The 21,548-nt window shown below is 69.2% G+C and carries 20 protein-coding genes; 13 read left to right on the top strand and 7 right to left on the bottom strand.

Going from position 1 to position 21,548, the window contains the following annotated elements; genetic code table 11:
• Positions 1-25 precede the first annotated feature (25 nt).
• Both M1203_RS04085 and M1203_RS04080 read right to left on the bottom strand, forming a co-directional pair.
• Entirely contained in the window at positions 26-1,618 is a 1,593-nt protein-coding gene (locus M1203_RS04085; protein WP_249948098.1) for an amidohydrolase family protein, read from the bottom strand.
• Positions 1,619-1,628: 10 nt separating this feature from the next.
• The gene (locus M1203_RS04080; RefSeq protein WP_249948097.1) at positions 1,629-2,990 is read right to left on the bottom strand and encodes an amino acid deaminase; all 1,362 of its coding nucleotides are present in this window, start codon (positions 2,988-2,990) and stop codon (positions 1,629-1,631) included.
• 168 nt (positions 2,991-3,158) lie between these two features.
• On the opposite strand from M1203_RS04080, the gene M1203_RS04075 reads away from it, so the two are divergent.
• The 5 genes from M1203_RS04075 to M1203_RS04055 all read left to right on the top strand — a co-directional run bounded on the left by M1203_RS04075 (position 3,159) and on the right by M1203_RS04055 (position 8,528).
• A complete protein-coding gene (locus tag M1203_RS04075; protein WP_249948506.1) occupies positions 3,159-4,268 on the top strand; it encodes a sugar kinase in 1,110 nt (369 codons plus the stop codon).
• Positions 4,265-5,029, top strand: coding sequence for an IclR family transcriptional regulator (locus tag M1203_RS04070; protein ID WP_249948096.1), 765 nt, complete (start codon positions 4,265-4,267; stop codon positions 5,027-5,029). Before M1203_RS04075 ends, M1203_RS04070 begins: the two co-directional genes overlap by 4 nt.
• Positions 5,026-5,436, top strand: a complete 411-nt coding sequence (locus tag M1203_RS04065) for a RidA family protein (protein WP_249948095.1) — start codon at positions 5,026-5,028, stop codon at positions 5,434-5,436. The genes M1203_RS04070 and M1203_RS04065 overlap by 4 nt, the downstream gene beginning before the upstream one ends.
• 196 nt (positions 5,437-5,632) lie before the next feature.
• Positions 5,633-7,105, top strand: a complete 1,473-nt coding sequence (locus M1203_RS04060; RefSeq protein WP_249948094.1) for a GntP family permease — start codon at positions 5,633-5,635, stop codon at positions 7,103-7,105.
• Between the two features lie 109 nt (positions 7,106-7,214).
• Positions 7,215-8,528 carry an Nramp family divalent metal transporter gene (locus M1203_RS04055; RefSeq protein ID WP_249948093.1) on the top strand — a complete coding sequence of 438 codons (1,314 nt, stop codon included), beginning with the start codon at positions 7,215-7,217 and terminating at the stop codon, positions 8,526-8,528.
• A 154-nt stretch (positions 8,529-8,682) separates the two neighbouring features.
• Here M1203_RS04055 and M1203_RS04050 read toward each other — a convergent pair whose 3' ends face one another.
• From M1203_RS04050 to M1203_RS04030, 5 genes are all read right to left on the bottom strand, one after another.
• The gene (locus M1203_RS04050) at positions 8,683-10,398 is read right to left on the bottom strand and encodes a glycoside hydrolase family 18 protein (RefSeq protein WP_308404833.1); all 1,716 of its coding nucleotides are present in this window, start codon (positions 10,396-10,398) and stop codon (positions 8,683-8,685) included.
• 156 nt (positions 10,399-10,554) lie between these two features.
• Positions 10,555-10,998 (bottom strand): hypothetical protein, encoded by a 444-nt coding sequence (locus M1203_RS04045; protein ID WP_249948092.1) that lies wholly within the window; start codon positions 10,996-10,998, stop codon positions 10,555-10,557.
• Between the two features lie 116 nt (positions 10,999-11,114).
• Complete coding sequence (locus M1203_RS04040) at positions 11,115-11,537, bottom strand: DUF3592 domain-containing protein (protein ID WP_249948091.1); 423 nt, start codon at positions 11,535-11,537, stop codon at positions 11,115-11,117.
• Between the two features lie 9 nt (positions 11,538-11,546).
• Positions 11,547-12,188 carry a hypothetical protein gene (locus M1203_RS04035; protein WP_249948090.1) on the bottom strand — a complete coding sequence of 214 codons (642 nt, stop codon included), beginning with the start codon at positions 12,186-12,188 and terminating at the stop codon, positions 11,547-11,549.
• A 43-nt stretch (positions 12,189-12,231) separates the two neighbouring features.
• Entirely contained in the window at positions 12,232-13,779 is a 1,548-nt protein-coding gene (locus M1203_RS04030; RefSeq protein WP_249948089.1) for a hypothetical protein, read from the bottom strand.
• Positions 13,780-14,172: 393 nt separating this feature from the next.
• Here M1203_RS04030 and M1203_RS04025 point away from each other — a divergent pair, with 393 nt between their 5' ends.
• The 8 genes from M1203_RS04025 (at position 14,173) to M1203_RS03990 (ending at position 21,507) form a co-directional block, all read left to right on the top strand.
• Entirely contained in the window at positions 14,173-15,042 is an 870-nt protein-coding gene (locus M1203_RS04025) for a hypothetical protein (protein ID WP_249948088.1), read from the top strand.
• Positions 15,043-15,340: 298 nt separating this feature from the next.
• Positions 15,341-16,051 (top strand): Flp pilus assembly protein CpaB, encoded by a 711-nt coding sequence (gene cpaB / locus M1203_RS04020; protein WP_249948087.1) that lies wholly within the window; start codon positions 15,341-15,343, stop codon positions 16,049-16,051.
• 4 nt (positions 16,052-16,055) lie between these two features.
• Positions 16,056-17,312 carry an AAA family ATPase gene (locus M1203_RS04015; RefSeq protein ID WP_249948086.1) on the top strand — a complete coding sequence of 419 codons (1,257 nt, stop codon included), beginning with the start codon at positions 16,056-16,058 and terminating at the stop codon, positions 17,310-17,312.
• Between the two features lie 38 nt (positions 17,313-17,350).
• Positions 17,351-17,758, top strand: coding sequence for a TadE family protein (locus tag M1203_RS04010; RefSeq protein ID WP_249948085.1), 408 nt, complete (start codon positions 17,351-17,353; stop codon positions 17,756-17,758).
• 2 nt (positions 17,759-17,760) lie between these two features.
• A complete protein-coding gene (locus tag M1203_RS04005; RefSeq protein ID WP_249948084.1) occupies positions 17,761-18,132 on the top strand; it encodes a TadE/TadG family type IV pilus assembly protein in 372 nt (123 codons plus the stop codon).
• A gap of 89 nt (positions 18,133-18,221) precedes the next feature.
• Positions 18,222-19,562 carry a CpaF family protein gene (locus tag M1203_RS04000; protein WP_249948083.1) on the top strand — a complete coding sequence of 447 codons (1,341 nt, stop codon included), beginning with the start codon at positions 18,222-18,224 and terminating at the stop codon, positions 19,560-19,562.
• A 97-nt stretch (positions 19,563-19,659) separates the two neighbouring features.
• Positions 19,660-20,601 (top strand): type II secretion system F family protein, encoded by a 942-nt coding sequence (locus M1203_RS03995; protein ID WP_249948082.1) that lies wholly within the window; start codon positions 19,660-19,662, stop codon positions 20,599-20,601.
• A gap of 18 nt (positions 20,602-20,619) precedes the next feature.
• The gene (locus M1203_RS03990; RefSeq protein WP_249948504.1) at positions 20,620-21,507 is read left to right on the top strand and encodes a DUF5936 domain-containing protein; all 888 of its coding nucleotides are present in this window, start codon (positions 20,620-20,622) and stop codon (positions 21,505-21,507) included.
• The last annotated feature ends 41 nt before the right edge of the window (positions 21,508-21,548 follow it).

The following is a 21,548-nucleotide window of genomic DNA, read 5'->3' as shown; positions in this document are numbered from 1 at the left end:
CCACGGCAGGGCCGGGGCCGGTACGTCAGGTCGTACGGCGTATCGCGCGGCCCGCCAGCACGTTCGTGCGGCGGCCGTCCTCGATCACGAAGCGGCCGTCGATCAGCACATACGGGATGCCCACCGGCGGCACGCGCGGTTCCTCGAAGGTGGAGCCCGCCGCGACGGTGTCCGGGTCGAAGAGGACCAGGTCCGCGCGGTAGCCCTCGCGGACCAGGCCCCGGTCGGCCAGCCGGAGCCGGGCGGCCGGGCGCGCGGTGAGGTGGGCCACGCACTCCTCCAGGGAGAGGATGCCCAACTCCCGCGCGTACCGGCCCAGATACCGCGGGAACGTGCCGTAGGCGCGCGGATGCGGCTTGGCGCCCTGGAGGATGCCGTCGCTGCCGCCCGTGTGGACGCGGTGGCGCATGATCTGCCGCACGTTCTCCTCGTGGCCCACATGCTGGAGGATCGTCGAGCCGAGCCGGTCCTCGATCAGCAGCCGGCGGGCCGTGGTCCACGGGGCCTCGCCCGCCCGCGCCGCCGAGTCCGCGACCGTCCTGCCGACATGGCCGGCGAGACCGGCGGCCGAGACCCCGGAGATCTCGATGGTGTCCCACTCGATGGGCACGCCATGACAGCCGTCCGCGCCGATCACCTCCATGTGGTGGCGGATCCTCTCGGCGGTCGTCTCGTCGCGCAGCCGCTCCAGGATGGCGTCGGGACCGCCCTCGCTCGCCCAACTGGGCAGCATCGCCACGAGCGTGGTGCACCCCGGGGTGTACGGATACGTGTCGAGCGAGATGTCCGCGCCCGCGTCCAGCGCCTCGTCGAGCAGCGCGAGCAGCTCGGGCGCCCTGCCCTTGTTCACGCCGAAGTTCATGGTGGCGTGGGCGAGATGGAGGGCGCAGCCCGCCTGCCGGGTGAGCGTCACCATCTCCTCGTACGCCTGGAGCGCCCCGGCGCCGTACGAGCGGTGATGCGGGCAGTAGTAGCCGTCGTAGTCCGCCACCACCCGGCACAGCTCCGTGAGTTCGGCATCGGCCGCGTACATGCCCGGCGTGTAGGTCAGCCCCGAGGACATCCCGACCGCGCCCTGCTCCATCGACTCGGCCACCAGCCGCTTCATATGGTCCAGTTCGGCGTCCGTCGCGGGCCGGTCGTCCCAGCCGACCGCGTACATACGGACCGTGCCCTGCGGGATCAGATACGCGGCGTTGACCGCGATGCCCCGATCCAGCCGGTCGAGATATTCGCCGACCGTGCGCCAGTCGAAGTCGATATCCGAACCGTCGCCGTTCCAGCCGGTGATCGCCTGCCGGACCTGTGCGAGGGTCGCGTCGTCCACGGGCGCGTACGACAGCCCGTCCTGGCCGATCACCTCAAGGGTGACGCCCTGCGCGGCCTTCGCGGAGTGGTCGGGGTCCCGCAGCAGGGCGAGATCGCTGTGCGCGTGCATGTCGATGAAGCCGGGGGAGAGGGCGAGCCCGGCGGCGTCGAGCACGCGGGCGCCGGACGGGCGCGGCTCGCCCTCGCGCCGTATCGCCGCGATGCGGCCGTCCTCGAGGCCGACATCGGCGCGGTACGAAGGCCCGCCCGTGCCGTCGATGACCCGTGCGTCGCGAATGACGAGATCCATGTCGGGCTCCTCAGAAGAACGTACGGATGAGGTCGGTGACCGTGCCGTCCGCCTCCACCAGCGGGATCAGCTGCCACTTGTCGAACGACGTACAGGGGTGGGACAGCCCCATCCCGACCCAGTCGCCGACCTCCAGAGCGGCTTCGGATGTCGTGGTCAGCCAGCCGTGCTGGTCGGACAGGCCCGTCACCGTGATGCCCGTCGCCGGGCGGATCTCGCCGGTGCGGCCGTCCCGTACCACCCGCGCCACCGGCAGATCGAGGTCGTACGCCGCGTCCCGCTTGCCGGCGTTGACGAACGCCTGCCCGGGCGACGGGCGGGAGACGACCTGCGCCCAGAGCCGGAAGGCCGGCTGGAGGGAGCCCTCCTCGGGGACGCGGTTGAAGGGGGTGAGATGGCGGTAGTGGCCGTCGTCGTGCGAGACGTACGCGCCTGAGCGCAGCAGCTTCAGCACGGGCCGGGAGAGGGCGGGGATCTCGGTGAAGACATCGGCGACCGCGTCGAACCAGGCGCTGCCGCCCGCGCTGACCACGATCTCGTCCGTGTCCCCGAACCGCCCCGCCGCGTCGAACTCCACCGCCAGCGCGACCAGTCGGCGCAGCCAGGCGCGCACGGACTCGCCGTCGGCCCCCGGCACCTCGCCCTCGTAACCGGCGACCCCGGTCAGCCGCAGGGTCGGTACGGCCGCCACCGCGTCCGCGACCGCCGCGCACTCCGCCTCCGTACGCGCGCCGGTGCGCGCCCCCTCACCCGCGCCCAGCTCGACCACGACCTCCACCGGACGGGCGGCGCCGGCGGCCCGCAGGGCCTCGTCCATCAGCTCGACACCGCGTACGGAGTCGACATAACAGACGAAGCGGAAGCCCGGATCGCGGTCCAGCTCGGCGGCGAGCCAGCGCAGGGCCGCCGCGTCGACCACTTCATTGGCGAGGAAGATCCGCTGGATGCCGAACGCGCGGTAGACACGGGCCTGGTGGGGTACGGCTGCGGTGATGCCCCAGGCGCCGCGCTCCAGCTGGCGCGCGAACAGCTGGGGGGACATGGAGGTCTTGCCGTGCGGGGCGAAGGCGAGGCCGTGCCGCTCGGAGTAGGTCTCCAGGAGGGTGAGGTTGTGCTCGACCGATTCGGCGGAGAGGGCGAGGACCGGGGTGGTGAAGCCACCGGTGAACAGCGAGCGGCGCTCGGCGGCGAGCGCGCCGACGGTCAGGCCGTCCGCGTCCGGCGGGAGGGCCTTGAAGCGGTGGTCGACGCGTTCGTCGCTCAGCTCCTGGAGCCCGCTGAGTTCCTGGAGCCCGCTGACTTCCTGGAGCCCGCTGACTTCCTGAGACCCGCTGAGTCCGTTGAGCTCGTCCGTTCGTCGGCCGGCGGCCATGGAGCCTCCCCAATATCGATCTCGTTGCACTACATGCAATGGCCATTGCGCATATCGCTGAGGGCTGTCTAACATCCGAGCCGACAGCGGGTCAATGGTGACCCGGCACGGTGACCGGCCCAGGGCCGGTCGAGCGGCGAGGAGCCCACAGTGACCGGAACCGTAGACATGGACCTCCACCCCGGCGTGGAGGTCGTCTGCCTCGGTGAATCCATGGTCACCTTCCTGCCCTCGCTCCCGGGCCGCCTCGCCGACGTCCCCTCCTTCGCCCGTACGATCGGCGGCGCCGAATCCAATGTCGCCTGCGCGCTGGCCGCCGCCGGGCACACCGTCAAGTGGGTCAGCCGGGTCGGCGCCGACGGCTTCGGCGACCATCTCCTCGACGCGATCGCCGCGTACGGCGTCGACACCTCGGGCGTACGCCGCGACCCGGACCGGCCCACCGGCATCTACTTCCGTACGGCGACGGACCGCGCCACCGACGCGCACGAGGTCGCCTACTACCGTGCGGGCTCCGCCGCCTCCGCGATGGCGCCGGGGACCCTGTCGTACGACGACCTGTGGGCCGGGCGCGTGCTGCATGTGTCGGGCATCACGGCCGCGCTCTCGGACGACTGCCTCGCCCTGATGCGCGAGCTGACCGCCCCCGCGCCGGGACGCCCGCTGATCTCCTTCGACGTCAACCACCGCCCCGGGCTCTGGCGCGACGGCTCGGGCGCCCGCGTTCTGCTGGACCTCGCCCGGGGCGCCGATCTGGTCTTCGTCGGTGAGGACGAGGCGGCCGAGGCGTGGGACCTGCACGGCGGGGACGCGATCCGGGCCGCGCTCCCGGAGCCGGCGACGCTGGTGGTGAAGCGGGGCGGCGCGGGGGCGACGGTGTACGAACGGGGCGGGGCGGGCGCGGGCTCGGGGGCCGGGGGCATGGAAGGCGGGGCCGGCGCGGTCGGCGGGGCTGCCGGAGTTGCCGGGGCGGGCGGCGGCGACACCGTGACGTCCGTACCCGCGCTGCGCGTCGAGGTCGTCGCGCCCGTCGGCGCCGGGGACGCCTTCGCCGCCGGCTTCCTCTCCGCGACCCTCCGCGGTCTGCCCGCCGCCGCCCGGCTCCGGCACGGCCATCTGATGGCCGCGGCGACCCTCACCGTGCCCGAAGACCTCGGTACACCACCCTCGCGGGCGGAAGCCGACCGGCTCGTGGGCCTCGACGAGGCCACCTGGGGGACACTTCGTCTCGGCCCCGGCTGGACGGCGGCCACGGAGCAGGAGGTACGTACCCCATGAGCCAGACCGTCGACCGGGCACTGAGCATTCTGCCGCTGCTCGCCCAGGGCCCCGCCGACCTCGGGCGGGTCGCCGACCGGCTCGGCGTGCACAAGTCCACCGCGCTCCGGCTGCTCCGTACGCTCCATGAACACGGGCTCGTCTACCGCCAGCAGGACAACCGCTACCGCCTCGGCGCGCGCCTCTTCGCGCTCGCCCAGGAAGCCGTCGAGAACCTCGACATGCGCGACATCGCCCACTCCCATCTGGTCGCGCTCAACAACCAGTGCGGTCACACCGTCCATCTCGCGGTGTACGAGGAGGGCGAGGTCGTCTACATCGACAAGGTCGAGAGCCGCTACCCGGTCCGGATGTACTCGCGGATCGGCAAGCCGGTCGCGATCACCGTGGCCGCCGTCGCCAAGCTGCTGCTCGCCGACCTACCCGAGGCCGAGCGCCGCGCGCTCGCCGAACGCCTCGACTACCCCATGTACACGCCCCGTTCGAGTACCAACGCCGCCGCCTTCCTCAAGGAGCTGGCGACCGTGCGCGAACAGGGCTGGGCCACCGATCTCGGCGGCCACGAGGAGTCCATCAACTGTGTCGGCGCGCCCATCCGCGGCGCGGACGGCCGGGTCGTCGCCGCCATGTCGGTCTCCGCGCCGAATGTCGTCGTCACCGCCGAGGAACTTCTCACCCTGCTCCCGCTGGTACGTCGTACCGCCGACGCGATCAGCAGGGAGTATTCCGGCAACACCCCTCCCAGCAAGGACGCTTCATGACCGCCAAGACCGCACTGACCCCCGCGACCCACACCACCCCGCCGGCGAAGTTCTCGCACGGCGTCCGCAAGGGCAATATCCTCCAGGTCGCGGGCCAGGTCGGCTTCCTCCCGGCCGTCGAGGGCCAGGCGCCCACCGTCGCGGGCCCGACCCTGCGCGAGCAGACCCTCCAGACCTTCGCCAACGTCAAGGCGATCCTGGAGGAGGGCGGCGCGAGCTGGGACGACGTCATGATGATGCGCGTCTACCTCACGGACGTCGACCACTTCGCCGAGATGAACGAGATCTACAACGCCTACTTCGGCGAGCAGGGCCTGAAGGAGGCGCCCGCCGCGCGTACCACGGTGTATGTGGGCCTGCCCAAGGGGCTGTTGATCGAGATCGACGCGCTGGCCGTCCTCGGCTGAGCCGGCTGAGCCATAGGTCCTGTCCGGCCCCTGCCGCCCGTCGTCCCCGCCCGTCGTCCCCGTCGCTGTCCCTGCACCCGTCCCGAGAACCCGCACCGCTGAACGTCTCACGCGTATCCGCGCCGCCGTACGGCACGGCGCCCGCCGACCGGGCGCCGTGCCGTGATCCCCCCATGCCCACGACCAGAGGCTCCCCATGCTGCTCGCCGCTGACGCACCACCGCAGACCCCACCCCACACGGGGGGTCTGCTGCTCCTGATCGACGGCACCGCCGGTCTGCTGACCGTCGCCGCCCTCGGCATCGTCCTGCTGCTCTTCCTGATCATCAAGGTCAGGCTCCAGCCCTTCGTGGCGCTGCTCGGTGTCTCCATAGCCGTCGGCCTCGCGGCGGGCCTGTCCGTCACCGAACTCTTCGGTACGGTCCAGAAGTCCGCCGCCGTCTCGATGATCGAGAGCGGGATGGGCGGCATCCTCGGCCATGTCGCGATCATCATCGGACTCGGCACCATGCTCGGCGCGATCCTCGAAGTGTCCGGCGGCGCCGAGGTGCTGAGCGCCCGGCTGCTGAACCTCTTCGGCGAGAAGCGCGCCCCGCTCGCCATGGGCGTCACCGGTGTCGTCTTCGGTATCCCGGTCTTCTTCGACGTCGGCATCTTCGTGCTCGCGCCGATCGTGTACGCCGCCGCCAAGCGGTCCGGCAAATCGATCCTGCTGTACGCGATGCCGCTGCTCGCCGGTCTCTCGATGACCCATGCCTTCCTGCCCCCGCACCCGGGCCCGGTCGCCGCGGCCGGACTCTTCGAGGTGGACCTCGGCTGGGTCATCCTGATGGGTGTCGTCGTCGGCGTCCCGGCCGTCCTCGCCGCGTGGGCCTATGCCGCCTGGATCGGGAAGCGCGTCTTCGTCGACGTTCCGCAGGACATGGTCGAGGCGGCGGCGGAGGCCAAGGCCGCGGTCGCCGCCGAACAGCGCGCCTCGGGTGTCACGCCCCTGGAGCGGCCGGTCGCGCTCGGCACGGTCCTCGCGATCATCGGCACCCCGCTGCTCCTGATCCTGCTCGCGACCTTCTCGTCCATCGCCCTCGACCCGTCGACGGTCCGCTCGGTCATCGAGTTCTTCGGCCACCCCTTCGTGGCGCTGACGATCGCGCTGCTGCTCGCGTACTACCTGCTGGGCATCAGGCGGGGCTGGTCCCGCAAGTCCCTGGAGACGGTCTCCACCGCCTCGCTCAAGCCGGTCGGCAACATCCTGCTCGTGGTCGGCGCCGGCGGTGTCTTCGGGGCGGTGCTCAAGGGCAGCGGGATCGCGGACGCGCTGGCCGACACCTTCAACGACGTCGGCCTGCCGGTCATCCTGCTGGCCTGGCTGATCTCGGTCGTCCTGCGCGTCGCCCAGGGCTCGGCGACGGTCGCGATCGTCACCACGGCCGGTATCGTCGTGCCGCTCGTCGAGGGCCAGGATCTCTCGCAGGCGCATCTCGCCCTGATCATCATGGCGATCTCGGCCGGCTCGATCTTCGCCTCGCATGTCAACGACGGCGGGTTCTGGATGGTCGCGAAGTACTTCGGCATATCGGAGCGCGACACGCTGAAGTCCTGGACGGTCCTGGAGACCGTGCTGTCGGTGGCGGGCTTCGTGGTGGCGGCGCTGCTGAGCCTGATCATTTAGATCCTGTCCCGCCACCGAACCCTCACGGCAGGCCCTCTTGCGCGATCATCGTGACCCCGCTTTGGTGACTCGGGTCACGTACGGAGACAAGCGGGAGGCGACGACACGTATGGCAGACACCACGGACACCGGCACGAATGAGGCCGTCTCCCGTCCGCGCAAGTCGAGTTGGACGTATATCGGCCCCGGCATCGTCGTCGCGGCGACCGGTGTGGGCGCGGGCGATCTCGTCGCCACGCTCATCGCGGGCAGCAAGTTCGGCTACACCCTGATGTGGGCGGCGGTCATCGGCTGCGTCGTCAAGATCTCCCTCGCCGAGGCCGCCGGCCGCTGGCATCTCGCCACCGGCCGCACCCTCTTCGAGGGCTGGCGCAGCCTGGGCCGCTGGACCACCGTGTATTTCGCCGGGTACGTCGTCGTCTGGGGATTCGTCTACGGCGCCACGGCGATGTCCTCAAGCGCGCTCCCGATCGTCGCGCTCTTCCCGGACGGTCCCGGGCTCAAGACCTGGGCGGTGATCACGGGGCTGATCGGGCTCGTCTTCGTCTGGTTCAACCAGTACGCCGTCTTCGAGCGGGTCATGACGGTCCTGATCGGCGTGATGTTCGTGGTCGTCATGTACGTCGCGATCCGCGTCGCCCCCGACTTCGGCGCGAGCTTCGCGGGCCTGCTCCCGGTCCTGCCGGACGGCTCGCTGCTCTACACACTCGGCCTGATCGGCGGGGTGGGCGGCACGATCACCATGGCCGCGTACGGCTACTGGGTCAACGCGAAGGGGTGGACCAACACCGGCTGGATGAAGGTGATGCGCCTCGACAACCGGGTCGCCTACATCACCACCGGCCTCTTCGTCGTCGCCATGCTGATCATCGGCGCCGAGCTGCTGCACTCCTCCCAGATCGCGCTGACCAAGGGCGACCGCGGTCTGATCGATCTCGGCGTGATCCTGGAGGACCGTTTCGGCGCGACCACCGCCAAGCTGTTCCTCGTCGGCTTCTTCGCCACGTCGTTCTCGTCGCTCATCGGTGTCTGGCACGGCGTGAGCCTGATGTTCGCGGACTTCGTGGAACGGATCCGCAAGGACCGCGTGGGGGCGGCGGCGGACGAGTCCAGGAAGACGACGGAGGAGGTCGCCGCGGGCGAGCGCGAACGCTCGGTGCCGTTCCGCGCGTATCTGCTCTGGCTGACCTTCCCGCCGATCTCGCTCCTCTTCCTGGACGAGCCGTTCGGCCTCGTGGTCGTCTACGGCGTGCTGGGCGCGTTCTTCATGCCGTTCCTGGCGCTGACGCTGGTGTGGCTGCTCAACTCCTCGCGTACGCCGAAGGAATGGCGCAACGGCGTTCTGAGCAATGTGATGCTGTCGGCGGCGGGGCTGCTGTTCATCGTGCTGTGCGTGCAGCAGGTGCGGGACATTCCCTGGTAGGGGCGCAGGGCTTCGCCGGGCCAGGACACACGGCAGCGCCGTCGGGTGGGGTTCGACGGCGCTGCCGGCCCTGTGGGGGGCTCGGGGTGGTGGTGCGGACTTGCCCGGCGGGTGCGACGGGCTACGACGCGACCGCGGCGGGGCTAGGACGTGACTACGGGAGCCCGTGGACGTGCGGTCCGACCGCGTTGGACCAGGCGTTGCCCGCCGTCGCGTCCCAGTTGGTGGACCAGGTCATGGCGCCCCGGATACCCGGGTAGGTCCTGGACGGCTTGAACGAGCCGCAGTTCGTGCCCCTGGCCAGGCAGTCCAGCGCGTTCTTCACGATGGACGGATCCACGTAGCCGCTGCCCGCGCCGCGCGTGGAGGCGGGGACACCGAGGCCGACCTGGGAGGCGTCGAGTCCGCCTTCGAGCTGGATGCAGGCGAGGGCGGTGAGGAAGTCGACGGAGCCCTGGGAGTAGACCTTGCCGTCGCAGCCGAGCATGGAACCGCTGTTGTAGTACTGCATGTTGACGACCGTGAGGATGTCCTTCACGTTCAGCGCGGTCTTGAAGTACTCACCGGCCGTCGACTGCATGTCGATGGTCTGCGGCGCCATCGTCAGCACCATGCCCGCGCCCGCCTTCGCGGACAGCTGGCGCAGGGCCTTTGTCATATAGGTGGAGTTGAGGCCGTTCTCCAGGTCGATGTCGACGCCGTTGAAGCCGTACTCCTGCATCAGGGCGTAGGCGCTGTTGGCGAAGGCGGTGGCGGAGGCGTCGCTGTTGACGGAGATGGTGCCCTTCTCGCCGCCGACCGAGATGATCACCGACTTGCCCGCGGCCTTCTTCGCGGCGATGTCCGCCTTGAAGTCGGCGACCGAGGCGTAGCCGACGGCCGGGTCGAGGTTGAAGGTGATCTGGCCGGGCGTGGTGGTCGCGTCGGCGAACGAGACGGCGATGATGTCGTACTGCGACTGCACGTCACGGAGCTTCTGGACGGCGGCGCCGTTGTTGAAGTTCTGCCAGTAGCCGGTCACCGCGTGCTTCGGTACGGCCGGGTTGCCCGGGTTGCCGCCGCCGCTCTGGGCGGTCCTGCCGGTGACGGTCGCGGACTTCGCCGACTCACCGGCCGCGTTGGTGGCGGTCACCTGGAAGTCGTACGAGGTGTCCGCGGCCAGCCCCGTCACGGTCGAGGAAGTGCCGCTCGCCGACTGGACCTTCGTACCGCCCCGGTAGACGTTGTAGCCGGTGGCGCCGGACACCGCGCTCCAGTTGAGGGTCACGGAGGACGAGGTCACCGACCCGACCGCCAGCCCGGAGGGCGCGCCCGGGATCTGGGGCTCGGGGTCGCCGCCCCCGCCGCCGTCGGGGCCGAAGACGGACACGTCGTCCACGTAATAGGCGCTCTGCCCGTACCAGCCATGGGTGTAGACGGTCACGGACCTGGTCGAGGCGCCGGTCCTGAAGGTGGTGGTGAGCTGCTTCCAGCCGGAGCTGTCCGGCGTCCAGGTCGACACATCGGTGGTGCCGGTTCCCTCGGCCCCGAGATACGCGTAGCCGCCCTGGACCCAGGCGCTCAGTGTGTAGGTCGAGTTGGGCTGTACGGCGACCGCCTGGACGCACTTGGCGTTGTCCTGGCCGGCGGGGGCCGCCCGGAGCGCGGCGGCGCCCGCGTGCACGGGGGATCCGACGGTGGCCCCGCTGCCCGCGGAGCAGGTCCAGTTGGTGAGCCCGGACTCGAAGCCCGCGTTCTTGGCCACATTGATGTCGGCGGCCTGCGCGGTGCCGGTGAGCCCGGTCAGGCTCAGCGCGCCGGCGGCCAGCACGGCCACCGTCCCGCCGATCCAGGTTCTGATACGTCCTCTGCCGCCTGGTGCGCGTTCCACTTGCTGCCTCCGGTGGGGTTCGGGGATGGAGGTACGTGAGAGGGGGAACGGTGGCCACCGTCGGGCGTAAAACTGGTCCAGACCAATCAAGTTGTCAAGACCTCTGGCAACAGGTCGTATACGGAGGGGCGGCGGCAGCGCCCCGGAAGCCCGCCCTCAGTCCTCCTGGAGACGTTCCACCGCGTAACCGGTCACGCACCCGACCACCAGCACCGCGTTCGACATCAGCAGCCCCTCGGCCACCAGGTCGTCCCACTGGAGCGACAGGTTGAGGGCCTGCGCGGCCACCGGCACGGTCAGGACCGCCGTCAGATGCTGCGCCATGGCGTCGCGGAACGGATCCCGGTGGGCGCGTCCCGCCGCCCAGGCGGCGACGGCGATGCAGGTGGCGTTCGGCAGATGGATCAGCAGCAGGCGGCCGAGGAACGTCTCCAGCTTCTCGTCCGAGACCAGGTGGTCGTAGACCAGTGTGGCCTGGAGGTATTCCGTGATGAGCAGCATGACGATGCCGGCCGCCCAGGCACGCACGATCGCGAGGACCGGCGCACCGCCTCCGTCGCCCCGGCGCGCCGGCGCCCTCGGGTAGTCGTACCGCGTCATCGCCTCTCGCCTCCGAACGGACGGGTGAACAGTTCGCCGTGCATCAAATCCCCGTGCTTCAGATCGTTTCGCTGTCGGTTTCCAGGACCGGGGAGCACCCAGCACCCCGATGTGTCTCATGTCGCGGTGAACACCAGCACCGCCGCGAAGCAGGCCGTCGCCAGTCCGCACCCCGCCACCAGCAGTACGTACTGCGCCACCGGTGACCAGTTGCCGCGCCCCGCGACCGTCGCGGTGCGCTCGGGGGCCGCCGGATCGTACGCCACCGTGACCCGCGTACCCACCCGCACCGCACCCGTCGCCAGATCCTCGAACTCGACGCTCCGCCCGTCCGGGGTGCGGAAGGAGAAGACGTACCGGCGCGCGTCCGAGCGGTTGTACGGCTCGCTCTCGATCCGTACGCAGGTGCCGGCCGCCCGGCCGCCCGCCCGGAGCGCGCGTGCCACCGCCGCGAGCCGCCGGGCGTAGTGGGCCGCCAGCCAGCCGAACAGCAGGGTCATGCCCCCGAAGAAGACATAGTCACCGCCTGGGATGTCCATGACAGCCGCCTACTTGAGCGTGATCGAGTCGATGATCTTCGTGAGGTCGCCGTCGCCGAGTCTCCCCTTGGCCGCGTCGACCCGTACCGCGTAGGACGTGTTCGCGGAGTCCAGACCCGCGACGATCACGCCCTTGATCCGGGAGCCCTTCTCGGTGAACTCGAAGTCGATGCGTCTGGCGTCCGTCCTGCCCTCAGGACCGGCGACCTCGATCTCCCGCTGCTTGCCGAGCGTCGAGCCGAGGGCTATGCCCGCCTCGGCGCCGATCGCCGCCTCCTCCACCGAGTCCGCGTTGGTGAAGTCCAGCTGGACGGTGATCATCCCGACGTCCTTGCCGCCCTCCGCGAGCGTCGCCGCCGCCGCGTTGTACTCGCTCCGCTCACCGGCGCCCTGCGGGGTGAAGGCGGGCGGATGGGCGACCGTGACCGACGAGGTCCTGAGCGTGCCCCAGCCCTCGGGCACCACGCCGGCCGTCGAGTCCGTACCGCACCCGGCCACGAGCGCGACGACGGCGGAGGCGGCGCAGGCGGAGGCCGCCGCCCGCCACCGGCGTGCCTTCCCGCTGTCGAGGGTGTTCGGGGTGTTCGGGCTGCTCGGGCTGTTCGGGATCGTCCGGCCGGTCGCGCCGGTCGCGCCGGTCGGGGTGGTCATGGCGGGTGTCCTCATGGCTGGTGTGCTCCTGTCGCCGGCCGGGTCAGTTCGCACAGTAGCTGTACGGGAGGTAGGTGCGGCTGTCCCCATGGGGTGCCCCCAGGAACTGCGCCTTGTCGAGCGTCTCCTCCTTCTTCTCGGTGGAGACCGAGAAGCCGAGGCTGAGCCCCAGGTTCAGCTCGAAGCCGTACTCCGCGGCCTCCGTCTGCCCGGTGTAGTTCGTCCGGCTGGAAAGCCCCTCGTCGAAGAGCAGCCGACCGAACGGATCGTCCGCGCCGGGGCGCTTCGTCGGCGCGTGGTCGTCGAACATGTAGGTGAAGGGCGCGGCGTTGTCGCCGTGGCCGTCCAGCCACTCCTGGGCGATCCGGCGCTGCTCGTCGCCGTCGGAACCCGGCGGGATGACCACCGAGTTGGTGACCACCTCGATACCGGTGGACCCGTCGGTGCCCTTCGCCCCGCCGCTGCCGCCGCGCTTGTCGTCGCCGCTCTTGCCGTTGTCCCCGCCGGCCTTCGCGCCGTCCTTCGTGGCGCCCTTCTCGACCGTGCGGGTCATGTCGATGCGCAGCAGCTCACCGGTCTTCTTGTCGTGCGTGACGGTGATCGTGCCGGTCTGGGTGGTGGACGCGGAGGACTCCCCGCTGAGGGGCCCGGCCTCGTACCCGACCTTGCCGCCGTACTCGATCGCCGCGCTGTAGGTGTACGCCTTCGTGCCCTTGAAGTCGTTGTCGGTCCAGGTCACCTCGGGCGAGAACTTGAAGTTCCCGCCGAGGGTGGCGCTCAGCTTCTTCTCGTCACCGGCGGAGAGCTTGAGCCCGCCCGCCGCACTGGCCTCCAGTCCGACCTTGCCGTAGCTGATGTGGCGGTTGCCGAGCTTCTCCTCGATCCGGTCGCGCAGCTCCTCCTCCTTGGCCATCGGGCCCTTGCCGAAGAGATAGAGGATGCTGTTGCCGAGGCCGCCGCCGCGCGCGTTGGTGTTCCGATTGGCCAGCTCGTACGTCTTGAGTTCCTCGATGTCGTCCCGGAACGACTTGGCCTGCTCCTCGCTGTCGAAGACCCAGGTGTCGCCGTTGGTGACCTTGATCCCGGCGCCGAGTTCGACCTTGTCCGCGCCGAACTTGCCTATCTTCGCGCCCGGTTTCCAGTCCTTCTTGGCGGCGACGGAGGCGGCGTCGGTGAACGTCATCATCACCTGCTGGTCGTTCGCGTCGACCTTGCCGTCCTTGTTGAGGTCCTTGTTGGACTGGAACGTCGTCTGCTGGAAGCCGTACTCCTCGCCCCACTCGATGAAGAGGACCTTCGCCTTGGCCCCCGCCTTGTCGGTGACGGAGGAGATCTGACAGAGCGGCGGCTCGTAATCGGCGTCGGTCTTGGGCGCGGACTGGTTCCGCCCTCCGCCGCCGCCCGCGTCGCAGGGGCCGCTGAAGGTGACCAGACAGCGCAGCCCGTCGGCGAGGGTCTGGTCGACTCCCGTACCGACCAGTGCCCCGACGACCGCCGCCACGACCACGATCACACCCGCGTACTCGGTGGCCGTGGCCCCTCGGTCCCGCCCGTGGCCCGGCGGCGTCCGTCGTTCCGCCCGGCGTCTCATCCAGTGATACGTCGGGAGGCCCGTTGGGCGTCCCGTCCGGCGTCTCATCGGCCCGTCCCCCTCCGTGACCGAGTGCCTTTCGCACGCGGAATCGGAAAGGGAGCGTACGGGCGCGGGTCATGCCCGTTCGTGGGTCCGTGGGCCCAACTCGGGCCCAAAGCCGAGCGATTGGATGCGGAATTCGACGAAATGAAATATTAGTTGAAACGGCAGTGAACAGCTGACTGCTTCGTCCGGCTTTGCCGGAGGGAGCCGCCCAAGCCCTTGGCATCGTCATCTGATAGGTGTTCTCTGCACAGTACGAGGTGGATAAAGTGCTGAAGCAGAAGCGCCCAGCAGGGGAGAACTGCGGCCGTCGGGACTCCGGCGGCCGGAGCCGAACGGGGAACCAGCGTGCCGACCGCGATTGCTGTCACCAGTCCTGACCTGGTGCTACCACCGACGGACCAGCAGACGCCGACCGCGGCGCTGCTCCAGTCACCCGACGCCCAGCCACTGGACGCCGCGCTCGCCGACATGCAGGTCCTCGTGGAGCAGCACGGCTATGTCGTGGCGCTCTATCCCGCGTCGATCACGGCGGCTCATGAACGACGCCTGCACACCGTCCGGTCGGTTTTGGAAACCGATCGGATCGCGCTTCTCAAACTTGATCTGCCGCCGCTCGGCGTGGCCGTACTCGTGCGCCAGCTGCGGCAATTGTCCATCTGTGACTTCAGTGCCGGAATCGTCGCTTCCGCGGCCCGGCTGCTCTCGCACTACATCTACGCCGGAGCGCTCCTCAACTCCGTGACCAGGCTCGACCGGGTGCCCGTGAGCCTCAAGACCCATGCGAAGTCCTGGGTGCCCGGGTCCCAGTTCGGGGTGCTCGCCAACCCGTCACCCCAACTGATCAAGATCGGCGGGTCCGGTGAACTGGCCGGCCCCGACTTCGGGACCCAACTCATCGTCGGCAAGGGGCAGTCGCAATCCGACTGGGTGACCAAGACCCTCGCGCCCGCGTGGCGCGTCCAGGGCATCCAGGAGAGCGCCCTCCCGGCGGATTCACCACGCTGGTGGGGGACTTCCAAGATGGTCGAGTTCGCCGCCTTTCTGCCTGATATCTCCGTGCTCTATCAGCTGGTCTCCTCCGTACGAAGAGAGGTGTGTTCCTGGTGCGGTATCGAACTCATAGGTGACCGCTGCGGATTCTGTTCCGCTCCGCTCGCGCCGCCGGAGAACCAAATGGGCTCTGCGGCTGTCTTGAACCAGGGAACATCCACCTAGATCACCTGGACGGAACACCACGCGCAACGTCGCGCGCGACCGGAAGCGCTCTCTACGCGTCCCTCCGGCCCCGGGGTTCCGTCGCCTCCCCCGACTCCGGACACCCGCCGAACTCCAGATACCCGCCGATCCGACGTCCGACTCCTCACCCAGACTTCACGCACCGACCGCACACTCGGTCTTCACCATCGGCTCCCACCCCGAGCCCGCGACACCGAGTGCTCACACCCCGTCCTCACGCCCCGCCCCCATACTCACGTCCCTCACACTCACGTCACCGAACGAGGTTGTACCGCTCATGAATTCACGGCAACGCCGCGGCGTCATACTCCTTCTTCTCTCGGTCCTCTGCGCCTTCGCCGCGTTCGCCGGTGTCCTCTCCGTGATAAGCGACGTGAATTCGAAGGTCGGACCCGAGGTGGACGCGTACCGCCTGAAGGCGGATGTCGCTCCGTACACCCCGCTCAACGAGGGCCAGTTCGAGAAGATCAGCATGCCCAAGCGCTGGCTCTCCGAGAACGCGGTGACCGATCTGGCCGTCGTCAACGGAAAGATCGCCGTCACCCAGCTCAAGCAGGGCTCGCTCCTTCAGGACGACATGATCGTCAATCGGCCCGCGCTCGCCAATGACGAGCAGGAGATCGCGATCATGATCGACGCGTCGACCGGTGTCGCCGGGAAGATCCTCCCCGGCGACCTGGTGAACATCTTCGCGACCTTTGCGGGCGACAGCCGGGACGCCGCAGCCGAGTCCCGGATCATCGTCCCCAACGCCAAGGTCCTCGACGTCGGCAAGCTCACCGCGCTGCAGCCCGACGAGAGCAACAGCAGCCGCAGCGCGGCCACCAAAGCCGTCCCGATCACCTTCGCGCTGAAGACCAAGGACGCCCAGCGCGTCGCGTACGCCGAGTCCTTCGCGAAGCACGTACGCCTCGCGCTCCTCGCCGACGGCAGCCCCACCACGCTGCGCCCGGGGGAGAACACCTACACCCTCGAAGGGGACAAGTGAGGGCATGAGCACCAGAATCCTGCCGGTAGTCGGAGACGCGGATGCCGCCCGGTCCATCACGACGCTGCTCAGCCAGCTCCCCGACGCCGAGCCGGCCGCACCTGTCGGTGACTCCACCTCACTGATCGACACCCTGGCGAGGCTGGCCGCCGAGTCGATCGACGAACTGCCGGAAGTGGTCCTGGTCCATGAGCGGATCGGTCCGGTACCGGCGCTCGAACTGATCCGGGAAGTGGCCCTGCGCTTCCCGGCCGTCGGGGTCATCCTCGTCACCACGGACGCCGGTCCCGGCCTCTTCGCGGCGGCCATGGACTCCGGCGCCCGCGGTCTGGTCGGGCTGCCGCTCTCGTACGAGGAACTCGCCCAGCGCGTACAGGCCGCGGCGGCCTGGTCGGTGGGGGTACGACGCCATCTCGGCCAGGGCGCGGACGTGTTCACCGGCCCCGGCGGCACGGTCATCACGGTCAGCGGCGCGAAGGGCGGCGTCGGTACGACCATGGTCGCCGTCCAACTGGCGCTGGCGGCACGGGCGTCCGGCATGAACACCGCGCTCGCGGACCTCGACCTCCAGGCCGGCGACATCGCCTCGTACCTCGATGTGCAGTTCCGCCGTTCCATCGTGGACCTCGCCTCCATCCAGGACATATCTCCCCGGGTGCTCCAGGACGCCGTCTACCTCCACCCGAGCGGGATAGGGATGCTGCTGGCGCCGGGGGAGGGGGAGCGCGGCGAGGAGGTCAACGAACGGTCGGTACGACAGATCGTCAGCGCGCTCCGCAACCGCTACGAGGTCGTCGTCATCGACTGCGGCACCCAGATGAACAGCGCCAACGCCGCGGCGATCGAGATGGCCGACACCACCTTGCTGCTGACGACCCCCGATGTGGTGTCGGTCCGGGCGGCCAAGCGCATGGTGCGGCTGTGGGACCGGCTCCAGATCCGCAAGGCGGAGGAGACCGTGATCGTGGTCAACCGCCATAACCGCAGCACCGAGATCCAGCCGCCGCTGATCGAACGGATCACCAGCACCCGCGTCGCGCGGGTGACGATCCCGGCCAACTTCAAGGAACTCCAGGCCGCCGTCGACGCGGGCCGGATGCAGGATCTGGAGTCCAAGTCCACGGTGAAGCAGGCGATGTGGGGGCTGGCCGGGGAACTGGGTCTGGTGAGAGCGCCCGAAGGCGGGGAGAAGAACACCAAGCTCAAGGGGGACCGCGGATCGGTCGGGGTCCTGCGCGGACGATCGAGACAGCAGGACTGATGAGGCCAGCCCACCAGCCGGAGGGGGAGCGTTGACGCATGAGTGTCCCAAGAACAGACATACGCGATGACCGAGGGCAGGTCGCCATCGAGGATGACCGAGGGCAGGTCGCCATCGAGTTCGTCGGCATGGTCCCGGTCATTCTGGCCACGGTGATCCTGCTCTGGCAGGCCGCCCTGGTCGGCTACACCTTCTCGCTGGCGGGGAACGCGGCGGACGAGGCGGTGCGGGCGGGGACGGTGGCGGAGTACGAGACGCGGAACGAGGCGTGCGAGCGGGCCGGGACCGAGCACCTTCCCGGGGCCTGGAACGCCGAGATCCGATGCCAGAACGACGGCCAGGATCTGGTGAAGGCCGAGGTCGACCTCGAAATGCCGGTGCTCTTCCCCGGCCTCAACATCCCGATCACCGTCCCGGGCCATGCCTCGGCCGTAAGGGAGAGCTGACCATGGTGCAGCGCACCGCGCACGACGCGCGCGAACGGGGACAGGTCGCCCTCGAATTCGTCGGTGTCATCACCCTGTTGATCACCGTCGCCATCATCGCCATCCAGCTCGGGATCGCCGCGTACGCCGTACAGCAGGCGAGTACGGCGGCACGGGCGGCAGCCCGCGCCGAGACGTACAACGAGGCGACCATGGACTACCAGGAAGCCGGATCGGCGTCGATGAGCGAGTGGTTGGCAGACGGGACTGTCTTCCGCAAGGAGAGGAACGGTGACGAGGTGACGATCACCGCGGAGGTCACGATCCCGGCCATCCTGCCCGCCATTCTCGATCTCGGTGAGGCCAGGAGGAGCGCCACCATGCCCCTCGACTGACCCGGCAGTCCGGCCGTATGCCGGTCACGGACGTTACGCATCACCACCGCACCACCCGAGCACATCAGCAAAACCTGGGAGTTGAGGACATGAGCCTGCGGGCGCGCATCAACAGCCCCGAGCCGACGAACGGGCAGAGCGAGGAGAGTCTCCTCGTCGGGGTCTACCGCGCCAAGCTCCTGGAGGAGATCGACCTCGCCGAGATGTCCGCGCTCGCCGCGGCGGAGCGCCGGGCCCGTCTGGAACGGGTCCTGAGCCACATCATCAGCAGGGAGGGCCCGGTCCTCTCCACCATCGAGCGGTCCCAGCTCATCCGCCGGGTCGTCGACGAGGCCCTCGGCCTCGGCATCCTGGAGCCCCTGCTCGAAGACGCCTCCATCAGCGAGATCATGGTGAACGGCGCGGACCAGGTCTTCGTCGAGCGCGGCGGCCGGCTGGAGCAGCTGCCGATGCGGTTCACCTCCAACGAGCAGCTGATGCAGACCATCGAGCGGATCGTCTCCACGGTCAACCGCCGTGTGGACGAGGCGAACCCGATGGTCGACGCCCGACTGCCGTCCGGTGAGCGTGTGAACGTGATCATTCCGCCGCTCTCGCTGACCGGCCCCATCCTCACCATCCGGCGATTCCCCAGGGCCTTCTCTCTCCAGGAGATGATTAGCCTCGGTTCGCTGGACGAGCAGATGATGATCCTGCTGGCCGGTCTGGTGCGCGCGAAGTTCAACGTGATCGTCTCCGGGGCCACCGGTACGGGGAAGACGACGCTGCTCAACTCCCTCTCCGGACTCATCCCCGACGGCGAGCGCATCGTCACCATCGAGGACTCCGCCGAGCTCCAGCTCCAGCAGTCCCATGTGATCACGCTGGAGAGCCGCCCCTCGAACGTGGAGGGCAAGGGCCAGGTCACCATCCGCGACCTCGTACGCAACTCCCTGCGTATGCGCCCCGACCGCATCATCGTCGGTGAGGTCCGCGGCGGAGAGACGCTCGACATGCTCCAGGCGATGTCCACCGGTCACGACGGCTCGCTCGCCACCGTTCACGCCAACAGTGCCGAGGACGCGCTGATGCGACTCCAGACCCTGGCCTCCATGTCGGAGGTCGAGATCCCGTTCGTGGCGATCAAGGACCAGATCAACAGCGCCGTCGATGTCATCGTGCAGCTCACCCGGCACGCCGACGGCTCCCGCCGGGTGACCGAGATCGCCATCGTGGATTCGCACGGCCGCGAGGAGTACCGCATCGTCTCCGTCTGCCGCTTCATCGCCCAGCCCATGTCTCCGGACGGGCGGGTGCACGGGGAGTTCGAGTACTACCCGCTGCCGCGCAGGATCGCCGAACGCCTCCATCTGAAGAGCGAACCCGTACCACCGGCCTTCGGGACCGCGGAGTCGGAGGCGGAACTGGCCGTGCGGAAGACGGCGGCCTGACACCACGCGCACACACCACACCACGTCCCTGCCGACCCCACCCAGAGCCCCAGAGCCCAGAGCCCTCCCCCGTCCATCGAGAAGGTCCCCGCACGACATGGATAATCTCCCGCTCCTGACGATCGGTGTCACACTGCTCACTTGTGTGCTCGCGGTCATCGGCGTGCACGTTTACTCGTCGGGCAAGGCCCAGCGGGAGGCGCTCGTCGACCGTATGTCCCAAACGGGACAGATCGCGAACGTGATCGGTCGGCGCCGTCGTTTCGTCGCCATCGACCGCCGACTGCGCACCACCAAGCTGGGCAAGCGCACCGAACACAAAATCGCCGCCACGGGCCTCGATCTGACGCCGGGCGAGTACATCGTCTACGTGATCGCCGGTCTGCTCGCCCTGTATTTCGTGATCGGCGCGATATTCGCGCCGTTCTTCGGCGTACTCGCGGCGCTGATCGGCGTCTGGGGCGGTAACGCCTTCCTCAACTGGCAGCGCACCAAGCGCACGGAAGCCTTCATCGGTCAGCTGCCCGAGCTGACCCGGGTGCTCGCCAACGCGACTCAGGCCGGTCTCGCGCTGCGCACCGCTTTGGCGATGGCGGCGGAGGAACTCGACGACCCGGCGGGCGAGGAGCTTCGCCGGGTCGCCGACCAACTCGCCCTCGGACAGACCATGGACGACGCGCTCGGTGAACTCGCCGACCGCCTTCCGTCCCGCGAGCTGGTCGTCCTCGTCACCACACTGGTGCTCTCCAGCCGGGCCGGCGGCCAGGTGGTCACCTCCCTGCGCAACCTCACCGAGACCCTGGAGGAGCGCAAGGAGACCCGGCGCGAGGTCACGACGATGCTGTCCCAGGTCAAGGTCACCGCTCTCGCGGTCCCTCTGCTCGGCCTCGGCTTTCTGCTGATGATCAACGCCACGACGCCGGGCGCGCTGGACAAGATGACCGGCTCGGCGCTGGGGCAGATCGGCACCGGCATCGCCTTCGCCATGTACGCGGTCGGCTATCTCCTGATCGGGCGACTGTCCCGGGTCCAGGTCTGAGGCGGGAGAGGACACATGATGGGACTTCTGCTCTCGGTCGCCGTGGGGCTGGCCGTGTACGGCGTCTTCCACGGCATTCGTATGTACCGTGCGGACGCCAAGCTCCCGGGAGACCTGGCGATCGCGCTGGAGGTCGGCGCCACGCGGACGACCGCTGTGGGATCCGGTATCGACCGGCTCGGCATGCGCTGGGCCCCCAACGTGCTTCGCATGATGGGCCCGAAGCGGGTCGAAACCCTGCGCCGTCGACTCGACATGGCAGGCAACCCGGGTGGTATGACCGTCGACCGCTTCGCCGCCCGCCGGGCCGTCTATGGAGCCCTGGGTGTGCTGGCGGCGCTCGCGATGGTCACCCGGGGGCAGACGGTCGTCGCGCTCGTCGCGGTGGCATACGGTCTTGCCTGGCCCGATGTGATCATCTGGGCTGCCATCCGCAGGCGTAAGTCGGACATCGAGCGCACGCTGCCCGACTTCCTGGACGTCCTCGCCGTGGTCGTCTCGGCGGGGCTCGGTTTCCGCCAGGCGCTGGAGCGTGTCGCGGACAAGTACACCGGTCCCTGGTCCGACGAACTCCGCATCACCCTGCGTCAGATGGACATGGGCGTCAGTCGCCGGGAGGCCTTTGAGCAGCTCCGCAAACGCAACGCCTCCGAGCAGGTGTCGATGTTCGTCACGGCGCTCCAGCAGGGCGAGGAGCTGGGTGCGCCCATCGTGGACACCCTGATACAGATCGCCAATGACATGCGCCGCGCGGACGCGCAGAACTCCCGGCGCAGCGCCGCTCAGGCGGTACCGAAGAGCACGCTCGTGGTGACCATGGTGATGCTGCCCGCCACCATGATCCTGATCGTTCTGAGCTTCTACTACGGTTCCAACGTCGATTTCGGGAGCATTCTCTCCGGGTAGTTCGACAGGACGTCACCTCGTAGCCATTCACATGTCCGACC

This window comes from Streptomyces sp. 35G-GA-8 (genome assembly GCF_023534745.1).
Lineage (GTDB): Bacteria > Actinomycetota > Actinomycetes > Streptomycetales > Streptomycetaceae > Streptomyces.
This window is presented reverse-complemented; position numbering and strand designations above follow the sequence as displayed.

Coding starts and splice junctions, on each gene's coding strand:
- M1203_RS04015 (WP_249948086.1), top strand. CDS start 16,056: ATGAGCACCAGAATCCTGCCGGTAGTCGGAGACGCGGATGCCGCCCGG.
- M1203_RS04060 (WP_249948094.1), top strand. CDS start 5,633: ATGCTGCTCGCCGCTGACGCACCACCGCAGACCCCACCCCACACGGGG.
- M1203_RS04030 (WP_249948089.1), bottom strand. CDS start 13,779: ATGAGACGCCGGGCGGAACGACGGACGCCGCCGGGCCACGGGCGGGAC.
- M1203_RS03995 (WP_249948082.1), top strand. CDS start 19,660: ATGGATAATCTCCCGCTCCTGACGATCGGTGTCACACTGCTCACTTGT.
- M1203_RS04010 (WP_249948085.1), top strand. CDS start 17,351: ATGAGTGTCCCAAGAACAGACATACGCGATGACCGAGGGCAGGTCGCC.
- M1203_RS04045 (WP_249948092.1), bottom strand. CDS start 10,998: ATGACGCGGTACGACTACCCGAGGGCGCCGGCGCGCCGGGGCGACGGA.
- cpaB (WP_249948087.1), top strand. CDS start 15,341: ATGAATTCACGGCAACGCCGCGGCGTCATACTCCTTCTTCTCTCGGTC.
- M1203_RS04065 (WP_249948095.1), top strand. CDS start 5,026: ATGACCGCCAAGACCGCACTGACCCCCGCGACCCACACCACCCCGCCG.
- M1203_RS04005 (WP_249948084.1), top strand. CDS start 17,761: ATGGTGCAGCGCACCGCGCACGACGCGCGCGAACGGGGACAGGTCGCC.
- M1203_RS03990 (WP_249948504.1), top strand. CDS start 20,620: ATGGGACTTCTGCTCTCGGTCGCCGTGGGGCTGGCCGTGTACGGCGTC.
- M1203_RS04000 (WP_249948083.1), top strand. CDS start 18,222: ATGAGCCTGCGGGCGCGCATCAACAGCCCCGAGCCGACGAACGGGCAG.
- M1203_RS04040 (WP_249948091.1), bottom strand. CDS start 11,537: ATGGACATCCCAGGCGGTGACTATGTCTTCTTCGGGGGCATGACCCTG.
- M1203_RS04085 (WP_249948098.1), bottom strand. CDS start 1,618: ATGGATCTCGTCATTCGCGACGCACGGGTCATCGACGGCACGGGCGGG.
- M1203_RS04035 (WP_249948090.1), bottom strand. CDS start 12,188: ATGACCACCCCGACCGGCGCGACCGGCGCGACCGGCCGGACGATCCCG.
- M1203_RS04055 (WP_249948093.1), top strand. CDS start 7,215: ATGGCAGACACCACGGACACCGGCACGAATGAGGCCGTCTCCCGTCCG.
- M1203_RS04080 (WP_249948097.1), bottom strand. CDS start 2,990: ATGGCCGCCGGCCGACGAACGGACGAGCTCAACGGACTCAGCGGGTCT.
- M1203_RS04075 (WP_249948506.1), top strand. CDS start 3,159: ATGGACCTCCACCCCGGCGTGGAGGTCGTCTGCCTCGGTGAATCCATG.
- M1203_RS04070 (WP_249948096.1), top strand. CDS start 4,265: ATGAGCCAGACCGTCGACCGGGCACTGAGCATTCTGCCGCTGCTCGCC.